Origin of the sequence: Trinickia sp. (assembly GCF_051953405.1) — a bacterium.
Taxonomy (GTDB): domain Bacteria; phylum Pseudomonadota; class Gammaproteobacteria; order Burkholderiales; family Burkholderiaceae; genus Trinickia.
Genome location: NZ_JBQCIV010000069.1, coordinates 57911 through 79674, shown reverse-complemented (window position 1 = coordinate 79674; position 21764 = coordinate 57911). Strand labels below are relative to the sequence as shown.

Here is a 21764-nt window from a genome sequence, read left to right as displayed (position 1 = left end):
CGGATTGCTTCGGCCTGCGATGGAGCAGACGGGGCATCACCGCGCCGCCGCGACGCCTGCTAGCGCCGAAGCCAGCCTTGGCCCGATCTGCGCCAACGCGTGCGGGCGCATCATGGCCTCGTGCGCGCAGTCCACGTCGAGCGTTTCGATGCGTCCGTCTACATACGGCTGCCAGGCCTGTGGCGTACGGGGGACGAGCGTTTGGCCATCCGCTTGTCCCGCGCGGAAGAATAGAACGTCGCCGCGATACTTGCGGGGCGTAAACCGCGAGGCGAGGGCGGCTGCCACTTTGAATTCGTCGACGATCGCGTCGATGACGCGGTCGCCCAGCATCGACAACGCGCCTTCGGACGATTGCGCGAGGTGCTGCTTGACGGTGCGCAGGGTCAATGGGCCCTCGCTCGACTTCGGCGTCGAATCGGAAAGCGCGCGCATCAGCAGCCGCATGACGTCCTGATCGGTGGGCGAAGCGAGTTCGGCATCGTGTGCAAGCGGATAGCCGTCGAGCATGACGAGTTGCTCGACGCGCTCGCCGCTTTCCTGCAGTTGCGTGGCGATAGCATGGGCGATGTGGCAGCCTAGCGACCAGCCGAGCAGGTGATAGGGGCCTTCGGGCTGCACGCTGCGGATTTGCGCGAGGTAGTCCGTTGCGATCGCCTCGATCGTCGGCGCCGAACGCGCGCCGCGTAGCCCGCGCGCCTGCAATGCGAAGACGGGGCGCTCGGGAAGGTACCGCAGCAGCCCTGCGTAGGGCCAGCTAAAGCCCCCCGCGGGGTGGACGCAGAACAGCGGCGCTCCGCTTCCCCGTTCGCGCAGTGGGAGCAGTACCGAGAGCGCATCCGCGTCCCCTCCGCTGCCGATTCGTCGGGACAACTGAGCGATCGTGGGCGCTTCGAATAGCGCCCGGATCGACAGCTCGCGTCCGAGGGTCTCTCGCACCTCGCCGATCATGCGCGCGGCCAACAGCGAGTGGCCGCCTAGATCGAAAAAGTTGTCATGCCTGCCCACACGATCGATGCCGAGCAAGCGACGCCAGATGCCGGCGAGCGCCGCTTCGGTTTCGCCTCGCGGTGCTTCGTAAGATGCAAGATCGAGCACGCCCTCGTTGGGCTCAGGCAGCGCTCGACGGTCGAGCTTGCCGTGGCGGGTGAGCGGTAGCGCATCGAGCGGGACGAACGTCGCGGGCACCATGTACTCGGGCAGGCGCGCTTGAAGATGGGCACGCAAGGACCGAGCGAGCGCAGGCGTATCGCGTGCGGTTTCGTAGGCCACGACGTAAGCGATGAGGCGAGCGTCGCTCGTCGCGTCGTTCGCGGCAACGACGGCGCAGTCGCGAAGCGCCGGATGAGTTCTAAGCTGCGCCTCGATTTCGCCGAGTTCGATGCGAAAGCCGCGAATCTTGACTTGCTGATCGTTGCGGCCGACGAACGCGATGCGGCCGTCGGGTAGGTATCGTGCGAGATCGCCGGTACGATACATGCGCGCACCGATGTCGCCTGTCGCGATTGCGAAAGGATCGGGCACGAAGCGCTGCGCATCGAGATCGGGACGGTTCAGGTAGCCTCGCGCGACACCCGCGCCGCCGATGTAGATTTCGCCGATGGCGCCCGTGGGGACGAGATGGCCGTAAGCATCGAGCAAATAAATGCGCGTGTTGTCGATCGGGCAGCCGATCGTCGGACCGGATTCGTTCGGATCGATCGGCCCGCTACTGGCGACGACGGTGGCCTCGGTCGGTCCGTAGTTGTTGAACAATTGCACCGAAGCCGGTAACGGGGCGGGTAGCCCGCTGAACCGATCGCCCCCGATGAGAAGACGCCGCAAGTTGGGCGGCAAACCCGCTTCGACGGCAAGCAACGCCAACGGCGTAACGAGAAACGCGCAGTCTATCCGTTGTGCGCGCCACCAACGGAGCACGGCCGCGGTGTCGTCGGCAAGGTCCGACGGCGGCAGCAGCAGCGTCGCGCCGCTGGCGAGCGCGGGCCAGATCTCCCACGCGGCCGCGTCGAACGCCAACCCCGCCGTACAGGTGGTACGGCTGCCGGCGTTTAGCTCGAAGCGGCGCACATGCCAAGCGATCAAGTTCCCCAGTTGCCGATGCTCGACCATGACGCCTTTGGGCGTCCCCGTGGAGCCCGAGGTATAGATGACGTAGGCCAGGTGGTGCGCACGAGGACCGGCGAGCCGATCGGGCTCGGGATCGGTGCTCGCCTCTTGCCATGCGAGGTGTCGTACGTCGACATCGAGCACGGGCATGTCGTTGCGCAATAGGGGGCCTAAATTACGGCGCGCGGCGCGATCGGCGAGCATGGCGACGGGCGTCGAATCGTCGAGCACATGCGCGATGCGGGCGGCCGGGTAGGCCGGATCGATCGGCACGTACGCGCCGCCGGCTTTGAGCACCGCCAGTAGACCGACGATGAGATCGATACTGCGCGATAGGCACACGGCCACGCGTGCGTCCGGCCGTACGCCGCGCGCAACCAAGTGGCGAGCGAGGCGATCGGCGCTCGCGTTCAACTGGGCGTACGTGATGCGTCGCTCGCCCATTTCGACTGCGACGGCTTCCGGTGTCCGTCTCGCTTGTTGTTCGACGAGTTCGTGTACGCATAGATTGCTCGGATAGCGGCGCTGCGCTGCCTTCCACGCCGCGCTCAACTGCGCCTGCTCTTGTGCATCGACGAGCGGGACCTGCGCGAGCGGATGGTCCACGCCGCCGGCGATCGCGCGCAGGATCGTCGCAAGGTAGCCGCCATGGCGCGCCACGGTTTGCTCGTCGAATAGTGCGGCGGCATAACGGAGCACGCCGGTGACGGTGTGGCCGTCGTCGGTCAAATCGAGTTCGAGATCGAACTTCACGCGATCGAACGAGCCGGGGATGGGCTCGACACGCAGCGTCGGCGATTGGAGCGGGCCGATGTCGACGTCCTGCCAAGCGATCATGACTTGGAAGATCGGCGTGTGATCGAGCCGCCGATAGGGTTGCACGATGTCGACGACCTGTTCGAACGGTAGGTTCTGGTGTTCCTGCGCGCCCAGCACGGTGTCGCGCACGCGCGCGAGCAGTTCCGCGAGGCCAGGGTCCCCGCCGAGGTCGATTCGAAGCGCCAGCGAATTGACGAACAGCCCGATCAACGGCTCCAATTCCGGGCGCGGACGATTCGCGGTAGGGGTGCCGATGACGATTTCCGATTGCCCCGACAGACGAGCGAGCACGACGGACCACGCAGCCACCATGAGCATGAACAGCGTCACCCCGCGCTGCCGCCCGACGCGGCGCAGGGCTTGCGTCAGCTCGATATCGAGCGCGACCGGAACGTGTCCGGCGTCGAATTGCTGACGGGGCGGGCGGGGGCGATCGGTCGGCAGCGCGAGCAAGGCCGGCGCGCCGGCCAACGTCTCGCGCCAATAGTGCGCTTCGCCGGCCAGACGCTCGGCGGTGAGCCAGCGGCGTTGCCACGCGACGTAGTCGGGGTATTGGATCGCGAGTTCGGGCAGCGGATCGATCGTGCCATCGAGCGATGCCTGGTAAAGCGCGAGGATCTCGCCGACGACGACGCGAATCGACCAGCCGTCCGAGACGATGTGATGCTGGACGAGCATGAACACGTGCTCGCCTTCGGCAAGGCGAACGAGCCGCGCCCGAATGAGCGGCCCGGCGGCCAAATCGAATGGCGCGCGCGCTTGTGCCTCGCATAGATGGCGCAGATCGGTCAAGGTGTCGGCCGAGGTCGCTAAATCGTCGATGCGCCATGCCATACCTTGCTCGGCCGGCAACAGGCGCGCGGTGGGCTGGCCTTGTTCGACGGGGAATACCGTTCGCAGCGCTTCGTGCCTGCGCCACACGCAATCGAGCGCTCGGCGCCAAGCGTCGACGTCGAGCGTGCCGCGCAGACGCAGCATCAGCGGCACATGATACGTCGTGCCCTCGCCATCTCCTTCCAGCGCCGCGAGGAACCATAGCCGTTGCTGAGCGAACGACAAGGCGAGCGGCGTTTCGCGCGTTGCGCGCGCGATCGGCGGCAAGCTGGCCGGACGCGAATGCCTGGCCGCGTTCGACACGGCTTCGGCCAGCGCGCAAAGCGTCGGACAGGAAAAAACGGTCGAGAGCGCAAGCTCGACCGATAGGAGGGCGGGTAGGCGGCTCAGCAAACGCACGGCTAAGAGCGAATGACCGCCGAGCGCGAAGAAGTTGTCGTGCCGGCCGATCCGATCGACGCGCAGCAGCTCGCGCCAAAGCGCGGCCAACGTTTGCTCGATGTCGCCTTTCGGCGCTTCGTAGTCCTGATGCGCGAACGCTTCGTCCGACGGAGCAGGCAACGCTTTGCGGTCCAGCTTGCCGTTGGCGGTGACGGGCAGCGCCTCGAGTACGACGAAGGCGGCCGGCAGCATATACTCGGGCAGCTTGGCGTGCAGGTGCGCACGCAGCGCGCGCGATAACGTGTCGAGCGCAACGGAAGCTTGCGTGTCGCGGATCGTGACATAGGCGACGAGACGCGGCGCCTCGCCGTGGTCTTCGCGTGCGAGCACCACGGCCTCGCGCACCGACTCGTGGGCCGTGAGCAGCGCCTCGATCTCGCCCAGTTCGATGCGCAAGCCGCGGATCTTGACCTGATGGTCATTGCGCCCAAGGAAGACGATATTGCCGTCGGGAAGGTAGCGCGCGAGATCGCCGGTGCGATACATGCGCGCACCGACACTGCCGGCCGCGCGGGCGAACGGATCGGGTAGAAAGCGCTCGTCGGTCAGTTGCGGCCGATTCAGGTAGCCGCGCGCGACGCCGATCCCGCCGATGTACAACTCGCCGACGGCCCCAATGGGCACGGGCACGCGACGCTCGTTCAACAGGTAGATGCGCGTGTTGGCGATCGGTTTGCCGATCGGCACGATGTCGTTGTCGAAGACGGCGGGACAAGTCCAGGCGGTGACGTCGATGGCCGCCTCGGTCGGGCCGTACAGGTTGTGCACCTGCGCATTGGGCAAGCGGCGCCGGCACTGCTGCACGGTGGAGGCCGGCAGCGCTTCGCCGCTGCACACGATATGCCGTAGCGAGGTGCATTGCGCGGCCCCGCGCGCCGCGAGGAAGCTGCTTAGCATCGACGGGACGAAATGCGCGATGGTGATCCGCTCCTCGGCGATCAGCGAGGCGAGGCGCTCCGCGTCGCGATGAACGCCGGGCGCCGCGATGCATAGCGTGGCGCCGTTCGACAGCGTCCAGAAAAATTCCCAGACGGAGACGTCGAAGCTGAACGGTGTTTTTTGCAGGACGATGTCGCACGCATCGAGCCGGTAGGCGCGTTGCATCCAAATCAGCCGATTCACGACGGCGCGGTGTTCGTTCTGCACGCCCTTGGGGGTACCGGTCGAGCCCGACGTATAGATGACGTAGGCTAGACGATCGGGGCCGAGCCCGAGCGTGTCGGCTCGCGGGTTCGAATCGGATTCGCCTTGCCAATAGGTTCTGGGCGTATCGATATCGAAGACGTGGCCCGTTTCGGCGATCAGCGGATCCAACGCTTCGTGTCCGGTCCGATCGAGCAGCACGGCCGCCGGTTGTGCATCGCCGAGAATGTGCGCGAGTCGTTCGCTCGGGTAGCTCGGATCGAGCGGGACGTAAGCGCCGCCCGCTTTCAAGATCCCCAACAGCGCAACGACCATGGCGATGCTGCGATCGGCGCAAATTGCGACACGGGACTCGGGCCCGACGCCCTGTGCGATCAAACGATGTGCGAGGCGATTGGCCCGCGCATTGAGCTGGGCGTACGTCAAACGGCTCGCGCCGAACGTCGCGGCGATCGCGTTGGGCGTGCGCTCGACTTGACGTTCGAACAACTGGTGCAAGCAAACGTCCGAAGGAAACGTCTCGCTCGTCGCATTCCATCGATCGAGTAACAGCGCGCGTTCGCCCTCGGTGAGCAGGTCGATGTCGTCGGGATCCGCGTGAACGTCATCGCATACGCGGTCGATGAAGCCGACCAGTCGATCGGCGTGTCGCTCGACGGTGACGGCATCGAACAGCGCGCCGTTGAATCGTAGCTCTAGGTCGATCGATGCCGCACGCCCGAATTGCGTGAACAGGAACGACAACCCGCTTTCGGGGCCCGAGAGCCATCGAATCTGCGTCGGCTCGCCGGCGATCTCCACCCCATGGCGCAAGAACAGCGTGTTGACGCTGATATCGGTCTGGCGCGGATCGATGCCGCACGCTCGAACGAGTTCGCTATAGGGGTACGCCCCATGCTTCACGGCGCTTTTGAACGCGTCGCAGATGCGCGCCAATGCGGTGGCGAGCGTCGGTCGAGCGGCGGCAGCGTCGGCATCGGCATCGGCATCGGCATCGGCATCGGCATCGGCATCGGCATCGGCATCGGCATCGGCATCGGCATCGGCATCGGCATCGGCATCGAGACGCGCGTGCAACGGCAGCACTTGCGCGAACTGCCCTGGGATGTCGAGCGCTTCTCTGGCCCGGTTCAGCAAGGAGATGCCGACGGTGAGCGCTTGCCGTTGGCAAAGCCGAGCGAGATAGAGCATCGTCAGCGCAGTCAGGCATTCGGCAGGCGACAGCGCCAACGTTTTGGCCACGCTCGACAGTTTGGCGTGCAGCGCGGTCGATAGCGGACGACGAACCGAGGCCACGAGCACAGGGGCATTCGTGCTGTAGGGACGATCGGCTAGCTGCGCGATCAACGGAGGGCCGTCGATCTCGGCGCATCGTTCGCGCCAATACTCGGCGTCGCGCGCGTAGGTGGCCGAGGCGAGATAGCGATGCTCCGATGCGATGGTGTCCAAGAAGAAGCGATCCGTTTCGAACCGATACGAAGGCGCGTCGGTCAGCAGCGCGTAGTTCTTCGCGATCCGCTCGAACAGGCGAATAGCGGACCAGCCGTCGTTCTGCACGTGATGCGTGCGCAGCGCGACGAGTACGCCGTCGCTCGCCTCGAAGGTCGCGACCGCGGCGGTCGTATCGGGAACCGTATCGTGCAGACGGCGATGCCAGTCGAGCACGACTTGCCAGGTCTCGTCATGCGCGATGGGCCCCGACAGCGCGATGCGCTCGTGCAGTGTCGCGGGGGCCGGCGCTTCGCGCTGTAGACCCAGTGCCGTCCATTCGATTCGGAAGGATTGGTTCTGCACGATCAGCGCGCGCGCCGCGCGTGCGAGGCGATCCCGATCGATCGTAGGCGGGCAGCGCATGACGGCAACCGAGGAGAAGGCCGTGCCGCGCGGGGCCGCGTGTTCGCGCAGCCAAAGCGAGCGCTGCGCGGCGGACAGCGGGTACCATGCGCCGGTCTCGGGCGCGGGCGTATCGACGAGACGTGCGATGGCGGCACCGTGCGGGCCTGGGCGTACGCGCGCGAGGCTCGATTCCCAGATCGATTCCACGGATGCATCGGGATGCTTCACGCCGTACGAAACGAATTCGATATACAGCGCGACGATCGCCTCGACGCTCGCACGATCGAACAAATCGGCGCTATAGATGACGTAGCCCGTCGCAACGTCGCTGCCCGTTTCGAAGATGACCGCGAGGTCCGCGCCGCGGGCCACGTCTTCGCGTGCGATCGACTGAGCCGAGAGGCCCGCGAACGAAGCGCGCTCGCCGGCAATGCCGTGCTGAAGCTGGCAAAACACCTGGAAGATCGGGTCGTATGACGATGAGCGCGGCGGGTTGACCGCCGCGACAATATCGGCGAACGGCAGCGAGGCGATGTCGAGCGCGGCGAGCAACGTGTCCGCACCGGCTGCCCAATAATGAGCGAGTGCCTTGTCCGGTTGCACGCGATGCCGAAGCGCGATCGTGTTGACGAAGAGTCCGACCATCGATTCCGATCCGGGCACATCGCGTCCTTGAGCGACGGTGCCGATCACGATCTCGCGACTGCGCGCCAGGCACGCGCACAGTAGGGCCAGCATGGATTCGAGCACGATGAACGGCGTGACGCGATGCGCCGCCGCGGCATGCTTGACGTCGTCTGCAAAATGAGCTGGGTAGGGCAGAGGAACGCGGCCGGCTTCGCTCGACATGACGTGCGGACGCGGGCGATCGGCGGGAAGATCGACATGCACGGGTGCGCCGGCCAGCCTCTCTTGCCAGCGGCGTCGCAAGTCGGCCACGCGCGTCGCATCGAGCGTGCGGCGTTGCCAGGCGGCGTAGTCGCGATATTGAAGCGCGGGCGGTGCCAGCTCGGGAGCGCGACCGGCCGCCAGTGCTTCATAGGCCGCCGCGAAATCGCGCCAGACGAGCGTCCATGAGACGGCATCGACGGCGACATGATGGACGGCAATGAGCAGGATCGCGCGCGAAGCGGTATCCGCGAACAGCGTTGCGCGAAAGAGCGGGCCGGCGAAGCAATCGGGCGTCTCGGCCGCCTCGGTTTGTGCGAGGCGAAGCCCGTCCGTGTCGACGTCGACGACGTGTCGCACCTCGAGCGCGAACCGGCCCGGTGCGTCGATGACGGGACGCACGATACCGGTTGCGGCATCGTGCTCGTAGTGCGTGCGCAAGATTTCGTGCCGGTCGACGACCGCTCGCAACGCTCGAGCGATCCAATCGCGATCGGACACGCCGGTCAGCGCAACGAGGTTCGACGAATTGAGCAGGCCGGGCCGCGACGATGACGCTTCGATCGCCAGTGCGCGCGCTTCCGCGAAGGACAGCGGTAGGTCGGCGCGACGATCGATACGAACGATGCGCTCGAGCGGTGCCGATGCGTCGAGCGTATCGATAGCGGCGGCCAGTTGCGCGATCGTCGGCGCTTCGAAGACGGTTCGAAGCGCGACGGTCTTGTCCGTGACCGCATCGAGCTGCGCGACCATCCGCATCGCCAGGATCGAATGGCCGCCCAATTCGAAGAAATTGTCGTGCCGGCCGACGCGATCGACGCGCAGCAAATCTCGCCACAGCGCGGACAGCTTATGCTCGACATCGCCTTGGGGCGCTTCGTAGCGTCGGCGAACGAACGCGTCGCCGGAGGGTAGAGGCAGCGCGTTGCGATCGAGTTTGCCGTTAGCCGTGACCGGGAACGTATCGAGTGCGACGAAGGCGGCCGGCACCATGTAGTCGGGCAATTTAGCTTGTAGATACGTGCGCAATCGATACGATAGGTCGTCTTGCGGGGCGCGTTCCGGCGTCGTGACGGGGGTCACGGGGGTGGCGTGGGTGACGTAGGCGACAAGACGCGGCTGCGCGTGCCCATCGTCTCGCGCGAGGACCACGGCCTCGCGCACCGATTCGTGCTGCGCCAGTTGCGCTTCGATTTCGCCCAGTTCGATGCGCATGCCGCGGATCTTGACCTGGTGGTCGTTGCGGCCCAGGAAGACGATATTGCCGTCCGGTAGATAACGTGCGAGGTCCCCGGTGCGGTACATGCGGGGGTGGGGTTTGTCGACGGCCGCGGAGAATGGGTCGCGCACGAACCGCTCGGCTGTCAGTTGCGGACGGTTCAAGTAGCCGCGCGCGACGCCCACGCCGCCGATATAGAGTTCGCCGACGGCGCCGACCGGCACGGGCTCGCCACGCGCGTCGAGCAGGTAGATGCGCGTGTTGTCGATAGGCTTGCCGATGGGGACGATATCGCCGTCGAAGGAGGGGGGACAGGTCCACGCGGTGACGTCGATGGCCGCTTCGGTCGGCCCATATAAGTTGTGCAAATCGGTGTTCGGCAGCATTTGGCGACAGCGGCGCACGGTGGCGGCCGGTAGCGCTTCGCCGCTGCACACGATGCGTCTTAGCGAAGTGCAGCTTGCGGCGGGTTCCGCATCGAGGAAGCTGCCCAGCATCGAAGGCACAAAATGGGCCGTGGTGACGCGTTGTGCGACGATGAGCGACGCGAGGCGCTGCGCATCGCGATGAACGCCGGGAGGCGCGACGCACAGCGTGGCGCCGCTCGACAGCGTCCAAAAAAATTCCCAGACAGAGACGTCGAAGCTAAACGGCGTCTTTTGCAGCACGACATCGTCGTCTTGAAGACGATACGCGCGCTGCATCCACGCGAGCCGGTTCACCAGCGCGCGATGCTCGTTCTGCACGCCTTTCGGCAAGCCTGTCGAGCCGGACGTATAGATGACGTAGGCCAGGTGCCGCGAGGTCAAGCCTACCGTTTCGGCACGAGGGTTCTCCACCGCTTGCCTATCGTGCGCCGCTTCGGGCTTGTCGAGGTCGACGACCGGCAGCCGATCGGGCAAGCTAGCCTTTAACGCTTCGCGCGCGGTGCGATCGGCGAGCAGCGCCATCGGGTCCGAATCGCCGAGGATATAGGCGAGGCGCTCGGCAGGATAGCCGGGATCGAGAGGCACATAAGCGCCACCAGCCTTTAGCACACCTAACAAAGCGACCACCATCTCGATGCTGCGTTCGGCGCAAACGGCGACGCGTGCGTCCGGGCGCACGCCGCATTCGATCAAACGACGCGCGAGGCGATTGGCGGCTGCGTTCAGTTGCGCATAGGTCAGACGCTGTTCGCCGAACGCGACCGCGATGGCGTCGGGCGTGCGTTCGACTTGCCGCTCGAACAATTGATGGAGGCAGAGCGTGTCGGGAAAGGCGCGCTCGGTCGCGTTCCATTCTTCGAGGAGGCGATGCCGCTCTCGCTGCGGTAGCGCAACCAATGTCTCGAGCGGGACGTCGGAAGGGCTGTCGAGCGCGTGCGCGATCCGATCGAACGCATCTTCCAGGTATTCGCACAGCAGCGCGGGCGAAACGGGGTCGATCGCCTGGGCGGTGAGACCCAAATCGTAGCCATCGTCGTCCACCGACATCGCGAGCGGATAGTTCGTGCGCTCGTGTCCGCCGAACCATTGCACGCCGGGTACCGTCGCCGCAGTCTCCTCGGGCGCGGCCGCATTGTGCCGGTAGTTCAGCAGGGCGGAAAATAGCGGAATGGCCGGGCCGACCGCGCTGCATCGCTGCGCCAACGCGAGCGATGCATGCTCGTGCGCCAGCAACTCGGCGAGCCGCCGTTGCGTGGCGCGCGCCGCGCGCTCGACGCTGCCGGCGTCGATATCGATACGAAGCGGCAGCGTGTTGATATACAGGCCCATGGCGCGATCGACCTTGGCGCCGGCCGCCGTTCGGCCGAAGAGCACCGTGCCGAACACAACCTTGCGTTCGCCGCTGACGGCAGCGAGCACCACGGCCCAGCCAAGATGGCACAGTGCGGCGACGCCGATCCCAAGGCGGCGCGCGTGCCGGCGCAGGCGCTCGGACAACGGCGCGGGTACCGGGCGCCTTGCTTCGATCGCATTCGCGCCGTCGTGGCGCACGCTCGCGAGGCCGAACGGCAGGGTGGGCGCGTCGACGTCCGCCAGCATCTCGCGGAAGAACGCTTCGTGCGCATGCGGCGGCGTGCCTAGGCGTGCTTGGGCAACCAGATTGCGGTACGGCACGGGCTCGGGCAACTGCGCTTCGCGGCCTTCGAGCACGGCTTTCACTTCGGCATGCATCGATTCGAGCGTCGTATGATCGCCCACGAGGTGGTGCATCAAGACGAGCGCATGCCAGCCGTCGGACGAGCCGGTGTCGGGCGCGATCGCGAAACGCAGCAACGGTGCGCGCGTCAAATCCATCCGGTAGCGAAGCATGCCGAAGCGCCGCCGCAGTTGTTCGTCGATAGGGCCTTCGTTCGGATCGAAGTCGAAGGTGTCGACGGGCAACAGCGCCTGACGATGGACGATTTGGACGGGTTCGGACAATCGATCCCACGCGAAAGCCGTGCGCAGCACATCATGGCGCTCGATCACGCGCTGCATCGCTTGCAAGTAGCGATCGAGCGTCGGCCGGTCCGCGAAGCGCATCTGCGCGCTGAGTAGATAGGGATCGGCCGCTTCGCCGATCAGATGGTGAAAGAGGATGCCGTCCTGTAGGGGCGCGAGCGCGTAGATGTCTTGAATGTTGCTAGCGCCTGCCGGTGTCAGGTCGATGAGACGATCGATGTCGGCTTGCGATAGATTGGCGAGCGGCAAAGCATCGGGCGTGATCGGTGCCTGCGTGCGGTGCGATAGGCGATTCGGCGGCACGACGATGTCGTCCGGGCGTTCGCGTTGCAACGACGCGGCGAGCGAAGCCGGTGTCGGGTTCCGAAAGAGTTCGCGGATCGAGACAGGCCAGCTCTGTTGGCGCAACTGATCGATCATGCGTATGGCAAGCAACGAATGGCCGCCGAGCGCGAAGAAGTTGTCATGTCGGCCGATCCGATCGGCATCGAGCAAGGCGCCCCAAATCTGCGCGATCAGGCTTTCGATCGCCCCTTGCGGCGCCTCGTCGTCTTGATGCGGGAAATCTTCGTGCGATGGCGCGGGCAGCGCCTCGCGATCGAGTTTGCCATTGCGCGTCAAAGGCAGCGCGTCGATCCGCACGAAGGCGGCGGGCACCATGTAGTCGGGCAACTGCGCGCGCAGGTGGGCGCGTAGCGCGTGCGCGAGTCCTGCCGAGGGCTTGTCCCGACCGTGCAAAACGACATACGCGACCAAGCGCGCTTGGCGGTGCGCGTCGTCGTCTGCCACGACGGCGGCTTCGCGCACGTCCTCCTGCCGAAGCAGCAGCGCCTCGATTTCGCCCAGCTCGATGCGAAAGCCGCGAATCTTGACTTGCTGATCGTTGCGGCCGAGAAAGACGAGGCGTCCGTCGGGCAGGTAGCGGCCCAGGTCCCCGGAGCGATACATGCGGGCGTAGGGCTTGTCGCAGGCACGCGCGAATGGATCCGGGAGAAAGCGCTCGGCGTTGAGTTCCGGCCGGTTCAGATAGCCGCGTGCCACGCCGGCTCCGCCGATGTAAATCTCGCCGATGGCGCCGGCCGGTACGGGATCGCCGTTCGGATCGAGCAGGTAGATGCGCGTATTGTCGATCGGCCGCCCGATCGGATGAACGGCTTCGCTCGGATCGATGGGTCCGCTGGTGGCGACTACGGTGGTTTCGGTGGGGCCGTAGTTGTTGACGAGTTCGACCGATGGCGGCAACGGTACGGGCAGCCCTGCGAATCGATCGCCACCGACGAGCAGACGGCGCAGGCTTCGAGGCAAGCCCGCTTCGATGGCGAGTAGCGCGAGCGGCGTGACGAGAAAGGCGCAATCGATTTCCTGTCGGCGCCACCAGTCGAGCAGCGCGGTCGTGTCGCCGGCGGTATCGGCCGGCGCAAGCAGCAAGGTAGCGCCGCCGCAGAGCGCGGGCCAGATTTCCCACGCGGCAGCGTCGAACGCCAAGCCCGCGGTGCTCGTTGTGCGGCTGCCGGGGTGCAGCCCGAAGCGGCGTACATGCCAGGCGATGAGGTTGCCGAGTTGCCGATGCTCGACCATGACGCCCTTGGGCATGCCGGTAGAGCCGGACGTGTAGATGACGTACGCCAGATGGCCCGCGGTCAGAGTCAGTTGCGCGGGCACCGGATCGTCGGCGGGTGCTTCGCGCGACGCCCGCTCCGTCGCATCGAGTTCGATCAGGGCAACGCCGCCGGGCAGCCGTTCGCCGATCACGTCCCGCCCGCCGCGATCGACGAGCGCGGCGAGCGGGGCGGCGTCGCTTAAGATGTGCGCGATGCGAGCCGCTGGATAGCCGGGATCGATCGGCACGTAGGCACCGCCGGCCTTGAGGACGGCCAACATGGCGACGATCAGCTCGATGCCGCGCGACGCGCAGAGCGCGACGCGCGTATCGGGGCGTACGCCCAGCGCGATCAAACGATGCGCAAGGCGATTGGCGCGCGCGTTCAATTGCGCGTAGGTCGCGCGTCGTTCGCCGCATTCGACGGCGATCGCTTCCGGCGTGCGTTCGACCTGTTGCTCGACGCGTTCATGCACACAAAGATGCGACCCGTAATCGGATTCCGTGGCATTGAATCGATCGAGCAAGCGTTCGCGTTCGCTCGCATCGACGATCTCGATACGGCCCAGCGGCCGGACTGGGTCGCGCAGCGCTTCCCGCATGAAGTGCAGCAATCGCCGGGCGTGCGCGCAGAGTGCCGGCTCGTCGTACAAGCGCGCATTGCCGTCGACGTGCAGTTCGAACGAGGACGTGCCGGGCTGCCCGATCGCCGTCACGGCGAAGTCGTTGACGAGACCGTTGGCCAACGAATGGAGCGTGGCCGCGCTATCGCCGAAACGGAACGAATTGTCGAAGGCGATGATGTTGATGCGGGGGCCGAACATCGGCGCTTGCGACGCGCCGGCCATCCGCTTGATGTCCTTGACGCGATACTGCTGGTGCTTCAAGTGCTTGAAAATCTCGGCGCCCGCACGCTGCGAGAGGTCGACCAATGTATCCTCGGCATGCAGCGCGATATGCAGCGGCAGCACATTGGCAAAGGTGCCGGGCGTCTCGCGCGTGTCCTTCGTGCGGGCCGCGACAGGAAAATCGAAAACCGTCGTGCGGCCGCCGCTATAGCGAAATAGGTAAGCGGCGACGATCGCCGTCAGCACCTGCGGCCATTTGCCGATCTGTTGCTCCGCGCGAAGCAGGGCACTCGCCAGCGTTTCCGGAATATCGACCGTGCTTCGCGCGAATGCACCGGTCGAATCGGGCGGCCCGCCGTCCATCGTTGCCGGTTCGGGCAAGGCCGCGACATAGTCGCGCCAATAGGCTTCATCGGATGCGTAGCGCGCCGACGCGCGGTAGCGATCGTCGCTGTCGAATAAGGTATCGATCCCGGCAAAAGCGCAGGGCGGGATCGCGTGCCCTTTCGTCAGTGCGCCGTAGATCTGAGCGACGCGCCGAGCCGCGATCGGAATGCTGACACCGTCGACTACGATGTGGTGATAGCGCTGATACCAGATGTAGCGTCGTTCCCCCAGCTTGAATAGCCGGTGAACCATGAGCGGGCCCGCGACGAGATCGAACACCGCTGCCGAGATGGCTTGCATCGCGGCATAAGCGGCGGCAAAAGGGTCCGCCCAGTGCGAGACGTCGATGCAATCGAAGGGTAGCGCCGGTGCGGACTCGAGCCGCTGCACGGGACCGCGCTCGCCTTCGAAAAAGCGCAGGTGCAATATCTGGGTTTCATCTACGAATCGACGTAGTGCCTTTTCGAAAACGGCCGAATCCACGGGGCCGCGAATATCGGCATATCCTCCGCTGTCGTACAGCGGATTAATCGGGTCTAGTTTTTGCGAAAACCACATTTCCAATTGCGGTGCGGTTAGATCGCGCAACCGGTCGAACTTGGATTCACTCACGGCGCTACGCCTCGACAAGAGAAAATGAATCCCCGTATTCGCTGTCGGCGGCCGGCGCCGGCAGCGGCCATGTCGCGGACACGCATGAGGGTCCGTTCGTTAAAGTCGACTGACGGTAAAGGCAAAATGGGCGCAACAGTACACTCGTCTCGCGCGCGAAACGCCAGGCGCAATATCGACTACTAAACTAGCAAACGTTTTTGAATTTAGCAAAGGCTGTTTTTTGCTGTTATGGATCTCGGCGCGATAAATGCCGTTGCTTGGAAATGATCGATTGAGTTTGGCTTAGTGGTAAATGCGCGCGTGGAATGCCGTCAGAGCGACGGTGAAATAGCCGCGATATAGCGGCGTTTCGTTTGCCGAGCGAATTCGGACGAGACAAGTGCGCATCATGGCGGCGATATGTTGCATTCGCCAGAGGAAGGCGAAAGCGAATGCAACGAGCACTCGCGGGGGCACGCGGGCGCGCGGTGTCGGCGCCGCGCGTGCCCGTGCGCGGGTGGCGGCGTCAGGCTGGCCTGAGCTTGAACACCTCGACCGTCGTACGCAGCGATTCGGCCTGTTCGGCCATGGCCTGAGCGGCCGCCGACGCTTGTTCGACGAGCGCCGCATTTTGCTGCGTGACTTCGTCCATCTGCGTGACGGCGGTATTGATCTGTTCGATGCCCGTCGTTTGCTCGGAGCAGTCCGCCGCGGGAGCGGATGATCGATCAAGCACCGGCGGCGATCCGCGCGCCGGTGCTCGTTGCTCGGGATCAGCCGTGCGTCGGGCACCGCAGGGCGTCGTGCAGTGCGGGGAGGGGACCTAGCGCGTCGCGAGCGACACGAACATTCGCGCATCGTCGCGCTGAATCAATAGCGCGACCTCCTTTCCGCCGTGGGCGATCGATCGTTCCAACGCTTCCGGTGTACCGACCGATTCGCTGTTGACGGACAGCACGACGTCGCCCGCTTGGATACCGGCGTTCGCCGAGGCGCCCGTTGCCGCATCCACCATCACGCCCGCGGACAGCCCCATCGTGCGTCGGTCCTCGTCGCTCAACGCGTGCACCGCCAATCCCAGCCGCTCCAATACGCCGGCCTGCGTCGCCGCGGGATTCGCGGGCGCCGCATCGGTGCGCGTGGCGACGACAGTCGTCGTCAACGACATCGGCTTCTTATTGCGCACGATCGTCAGCGCGACCTTGGTCCCCGGCTGCAACGCGGAGACGTACTCGGTCAGATCCGTTCGACGCTCGATCGCCTTGCCGTTGATGCGCGTGACGACATCGCCCGGCTTGAGGCCGTTCGAGGCGCTGCCGCGTGCGGTGGGCGCGACGTCGGTCACGAGGGCACCCATCGCATGCGGCAAGCCGAACGCGGCGGCGAGCCCCGGATCGACGTCTTGCATGCGCACGCCCAAGCTGCCGCTGGCCAGCTTGCCTTGCTCTTGCAACTGCGCGCGCAGCTTGAGGACGGCTTCGATCGGAATCGCCAAAGCCAAGTTGCGGTAGCGCCCATTGTCGGCATAGACCTGGATGTCGACACCGATCACGGTGCCGTTGCGGTCGAGCACCGGCCCGCCCGAGTTGTCCGGGTCCGCCGCGAGGTCGGTTTCGAGGAACGCAAACGTGCTGCCATCGGGCAACGCGTGCGGCGTCACGCTGACGAGTCCCGACGTGACCGTGTTTTGCGCGCCGTCGGGCGCGCCGATGGCGAGCACGCGCTCGCCTACCCGTGCTCGCGACGAATCGCCCAGCCGCATCGTGGGCAGCTTCGACGCATGGTCGATCTGCAGCAAGGCGATGTCGCTTTGCGGATCGACGGCGAGCACGTCGGCCTTGAACCGGCGCTTGTCGGTGAGCGTGACGGTGACTTGTTCGGCGCGGTTGACGACATGGGCGGTCGTTGCCACGATACCGTCCGCGCTGATGATGAAGCCCGAGCCGGCGCCCCAGAAGACGCGAGGCGGATCGGCGACGCTCGGCTGCGAGGGCGGCGGGGCCGCCGTCGTTCTAAGCAGCGCGAAGACGGGATCGTCGGGATCGAGATTGTCGAGCCCCGGGGCGGCGGCGCGTTGATAGGCCTGATCGCCTTGATCGGCTTGATCGCCGGACTCGGGTGGCGGTGCCGTGCTGATGTTGACGACGGCGGGACCGTATCGTTCCACCATCGCGGCGAAATCGATTTGGGCCGATGCCGGCGCCGGCGGCGATGCGTGTGCGGTTCGCGCGGGCGAGGCGCCCGGTTGCGCGGCCGACGCCGCCGATGAAAGGAATGCCACGCCGCCGAACAATATGATCGTCGCTGCGGTGCGGCCCACGGTTAGGGCTCGCGCCCTCGGTCTCTGGCTGCGCACGGCTTACCCCCTGCAATGGTTGTCTTGCGGGTGGCCTTGTGGACGGGCGATTGAATGGACTTATCGTGTGTCGGCCAATGTCGGCCAGTGTCGGTCACCAGCACATGCATTGTTGTGGATGCGCAATGGATCGGCTGTGAGCGAGCGTACGGTCGGCGTGTAACAAGTCCGAGTCTCGGCGATGTCGCTTCGCGTTCCACCTCATTGATCGAAGAACTTAGGGGACGGGACACTCATGCTTTTTGAACCGGGCGCCGCAAGACACTCGCCAATGCTCTTTGTCGGAGGTTGCGCAGCGATCTGCGCCGAGCCTTCGTCGTTGACTTCGATCCGGTTGCGCCCGCGCTCTTTGGCGAGATAGAGCGCCTTATCGCAGCGCGAGAGCGCTTGGTAGGCGCCGCTGTCGGTCGTGCGCATCCGGTCGATACCGATGCTCACTGTCAGCGGGACATGCGTCTCGTCGAACACGAGCGGCGTATTGTCGAGGCGCTGCTGCACGCGCCGCGCGAAGGCGACGGCTTGCTCGTCGCCGGTCTCGGGCAACACGGCGGCAAACTCTTCGCCGCCGATCCGGCCGATCAGGTCGCCCGCGCGCGCCTCGGCGCGCAGCGCATCGGCGAAATGACGCAGTGCCCGATCGCCGAGCGCGTGGCCCCAACGGTCGTTCAGACGTTTGAAATGATCGAGGTCGAGCATGAGCACCGCGGCTTCGCCGCCGTGCGCGTGGCGGATCCGCGCGAGTTCCGCCTCGCTTTGCATGGTGAAATGCCGCCGGTTCGGCAATTGGGTCAGGTGATCGACGGTGGCGAGTTCATGCAGCTCCGCTTCGATTCGCTTGTGCTCGGTCGCGTCCGTGATGAACCCGTGCCATAGCGTACTGCCGTCGGGCATGCGTTGCGGCCGGGCGTCGCCCTGGCGCCAGCACAGCCCTTGGCGCGGGAGATTCACACGGTACTCGAGATGCCACGGCGTCAATTTCGAAGCGCATTCGCGCAACGACTGCCGGAACAGGGCAAGATCGCGCGGATCGATCCGCGCTTCGACCGCATCGCTACTGCGCGCGACGTCCTCGGGTGTCAATTCGTAGATATCGTGAATGCCGTCGCTCGCGTAGGGGAAGGCGCCGCGCCCGTCGACGGTTTGACGGTATTGAAAGACGAGGCCGGGCACCTCGTTGGTGAGATTCGTGACGAGGTCGATCGTTTGCTGCAGGTTCGTTGCCGTCTCGCGCAATGCGGTAATGTCGGTGCTCGTCCCTACCATGCGTTGCGCGCGTCCATCGCTGCCCCGGGTGACCACCTTGCCCCGGCTGCAAATCCACTTGTAGCTGCCGTCCTTGCAGCGAATCCGGTGCTCGACCACATAGCTGTCCGTGCGGCTTTCGAAGTGAGCTTGCATCGTCGCGCGCACGTAGGTCAAATCGTCGGGATGCACGCGCGAGTAAGCGTCCTCGATTCGGGTGCTGAGTTCGTGCGGCTCGTACCCCAGCATCGCTTTCCACGCGGGCGAATAGCGAATCTCGCCGGTGACGACGTCGCGGTCCCATAGGCCGGTTCCGCTTCCCGTCAACGCGAGCGTCACGAGTTCGCCGTCGATATGAAACGACGCAGCGGGCCTGCGGGATGCGCCATGCGCGCGCACCCGGGTAAGGGTTTGCGCGGCCAATACCGCCAGATCCCGCAAAAACAGCATGCGCGCCGGATCGAACGCGCGCGGGGTGTCGTCGAGCAGACACAGCATGCCGAGCCGTTGTCCGTCGGCGCCCACGAGGGCCTTCCCGGCAAACAATGGGGGCCATTGCGCCGCTGTATCGTGCGCGGAGGAAAAGCGCGGATCGGCCTGCGTGTTTTCGACGACGATCCATCCGCCGTCGCTCGTATGCGTGCCCGCCGGCCCGGCGAATACGTCCGGCGGCGCCGAGCGAGGCCATGCTCCGTCGGCGGCCAGCACACGTTGAACGAGGGCATCCGATGCGACGAGCAGCGCGGCTGCGACGCCGAAGTGAGCCCGCGCAAGGCGGGTCACCGCTTCGCATTCGGCGCGCAGCGATGGCGGCATCGTTGCGCGTTCCGATGAATGGTCGGATGAAATCGCCTTCCCCATGGCATCGTCGCGCAAGTCTGTTTTTAGCATACGAAGCCGCTTGAAAAAAATGCCGTCAACGTCTATTTAACGGCCCGTTCCGCGCTCAGGTTTAGGGTCGATTTGGAAAAAGTATGCGGGTCGGCCGTTCGGCTGGGGCGACGCTGTCGCCGCTTCGTCGAACGTACATTCCGTCGGTGCCGATCCGGGCGGCCAAATAACCGACATCACAGATTCGCACTAGGCGTAAACACGCGGTGGGCAATGACGAAACGCCGGTTTCACGGGGATATAAGCGCTGTGACATGGGCTGCATGTTTCACGTCCGATAGGCCGACATAGGGCGTTCATCTAACCTTCGCAACGTCGAAGTGCCATGACGTGCGGCGCCAACACGACTAGCACATGGTTTCGAAGCGACGAGTCCCGCGCGGCTCGAGCGTCCCAGACGTAAGCCGACAAGCCTCAATCTACAAAATCCGAGACAAACCTGACGACGGTCTGCGAGGCCGTTTCAGCACGCTGATAAAGGAGCAAGCTCATGAGCGATACCCCTGCGCAACCGACGGTCGGCGTCGGTGCAACCCGCGATTTCGGCACCCAGGGTGTCATCGACCGATACTTCGGCATTTCCACGCAGGGCAGTACGCAGCGTCGCGAAATCGTCGCGGGTGTCACGACCTTCCTGGCGATGGTCTATTCGGTGTTCGTTGTGCCCGGCATGCTGGGCAAGGCCGGGTTCGATACGAGCGCGGTGTTCGTCGCCGTCTGTCTCACGACGGCCTTCGGTTCGCTGTTGATGGGGCTCTGGGCGAAGCTGCCGATCGCGATCGGCTGCGCGATTTCGCTCACGGCGTTTACTGCGTTCGGTCTCGTGCTCGGCAAAGGCATTTCGCCGTCGGTCGCGCTTGGGGCCGTGTTCTTGATGGGCCTGGTTTTCACGGGTATTTCGGTGACCGGGATACGTTCGTGGATCTTGCGTAATTTGCCGACCGGCGTCGCGCACGGTACCGGCATCGGCATCGGCTTGTTCTTGTTGCTGATTGCGTCGAACGACGTCGGTCTGGTGATCAAGAACCCCGGCGGCGGCTTGCCGCTTGCGCTCGGACATATCGGCGCGTTTCCGGTGATCATGTCGGTGATCGGTCTCGCCGCCATCTTCGGGCTCGAAAAGCGCCGTGTGCCCGGCGGCATCTTGCTGGTGGTCGTGGCGATTTCGGCGATCGGGCTCGCGTTCGATCCGAGCGTGACCTATCACGGGATCTTCGCGTTGCCTTCGTTGAGCGCGCCGGGGCATACCTCGCTGATCGGCGCGATGGACATCAAGGGGGCGCTTTCGGTTGCCGTGCTGCCGAGCGTGTTCGCCCTCGTGATGACGGCCGTATTCGATGCTACAGGGACGATCCGCGCCGTGGCGGGGCAGGCCGACCAACTCGACCAAAACGGGCGCATCGTGAATGGCGGCCGCGCGCTGACGGCGGATTCGCTCAGTTCGATCTTCTCCGGTTTTCTCGGCGGGGCGCCGGCGGCGGCTTACATCGAGTCGAGCGTCGGGGTGGCCGCGGGGGCGAAGACGGGTTTGGCCGCGGCGGTGGTTGGCCTGTTGTTTCTTGTGGTGATGTTTTTTTCGCCGCTCGCGGGGCTCGTGCCGTCGTATGCGACCGCGCCCGCGCTGATGTACGTGGGCTTGTTGATGCTTTCCAATGTGAGCAAGCTGCACATGGACGATATGGTCGATGCGATGTCGGGGCTCGTGACCGCCGTGTTCATCGTGCTCACGGCCAACATCGTGACGGGCATCATGCTCGGCTTCGCGACGCTCGTGATCGGGCGTGTCGTGAGCGGCGAATTTCGCAAGCTCAATGTCGGGACGGTGGCGATCGCTGTCGTGCTGGCCGCGTTTTATCTGGGCGGCTGGGCTATTTGAGCGGCCCGAGGCCGATGATTGTTCGCGGCGTCGCGCTTGCGCGGCTCGCGCGGTGCCGTGGTATGACCGAGTAGTCTCATCTGCCATCTTGTCGTTGGTGGATTGCAAGCCTGGGAACGGTTGTTTCCGGGCTTTTTTGTAGGTGGGCTTCGAAGGAATCAGGCGCGTGGCGGTTCATATTCGAAGCGCTTCTCTCGGGCGGGTGAGCTTCGTTTCGAGAGCGGGGTTTGTCGGGTCTGACAAAACACAGTCAGC

Annotated in this window: 4 protein-coding genes and 1 pseudogene; 1 reads left to right on the top strand and 4 read right to left on the bottom strand. The window is 65.2% G+C overall.

The window, feature by feature from the left end; translation table 11 throughout:
• Positions 1 to 36 precede the first annotated feature (36 nt).
• The 4 genes and pseudogenes from ACTHN9_RS11295 to ACTHN9_RS11280 form a co-directional block, all read right to left on the bottom strand.
• Positions 37 to 15162, bottom strand: coding sequence for an amino acid adenylation domain-containing protein (locus ACTHN9_RS11295; RefSeq protein ID WP_440536843.1), 15126 nt, complete (start codon positions 15160 to 15162; stop codon positions 37 to 39).
• A 520-nt stretch (positions 15163 to 15682) separates the two neighbouring features.
• Positions 15683 to 15850, bottom strand: a pseudogene (locus ACTHN9_RS11290) (methyl-accepting chemotaxis protein); the annotation flags it as partial.
• A gap of 117 nt (positions 15851 to 15967) precedes the next feature.
• Positions 15968 to 17464, bottom strand: coding sequence for a trypsin-like peptidase domain-containing protein (locus ACTHN9_RS11285; protein WP_440536842.1), 1497 nt, complete (start codon positions 17462 to 17464; stop codon positions 15968 to 15970).
• A 237-nt stretch (positions 17465 to 17701) separates the two neighbouring features.
• Entirely contained in the window at positions 17702 to 19633 is a 1932-nt protein-coding gene (locus ACTHN9_RS11280) for a diguanylate cyclase (protein WP_440536841.1), read from the bottom strand.
• Between the two features lie 490 nt (positions 19634 to 20123).
• Between ACTHN9_RS11280 and ACTHN9_RS11275 the strand changes: the two genes are divergently transcribed.
• Positions 20124 to 21509 (top strand): NCS2 family permease, encoded by a 1386-nt coding sequence (locus tag ACTHN9_RS11275; RefSeq protein WP_440536840.1) that lies wholly within the window; start codon positions 20124 to 20126, stop codon positions 21507 to 21509.
• The last annotated feature ends 255 nt before the right edge of the window (positions 21510 to 21764 follow it).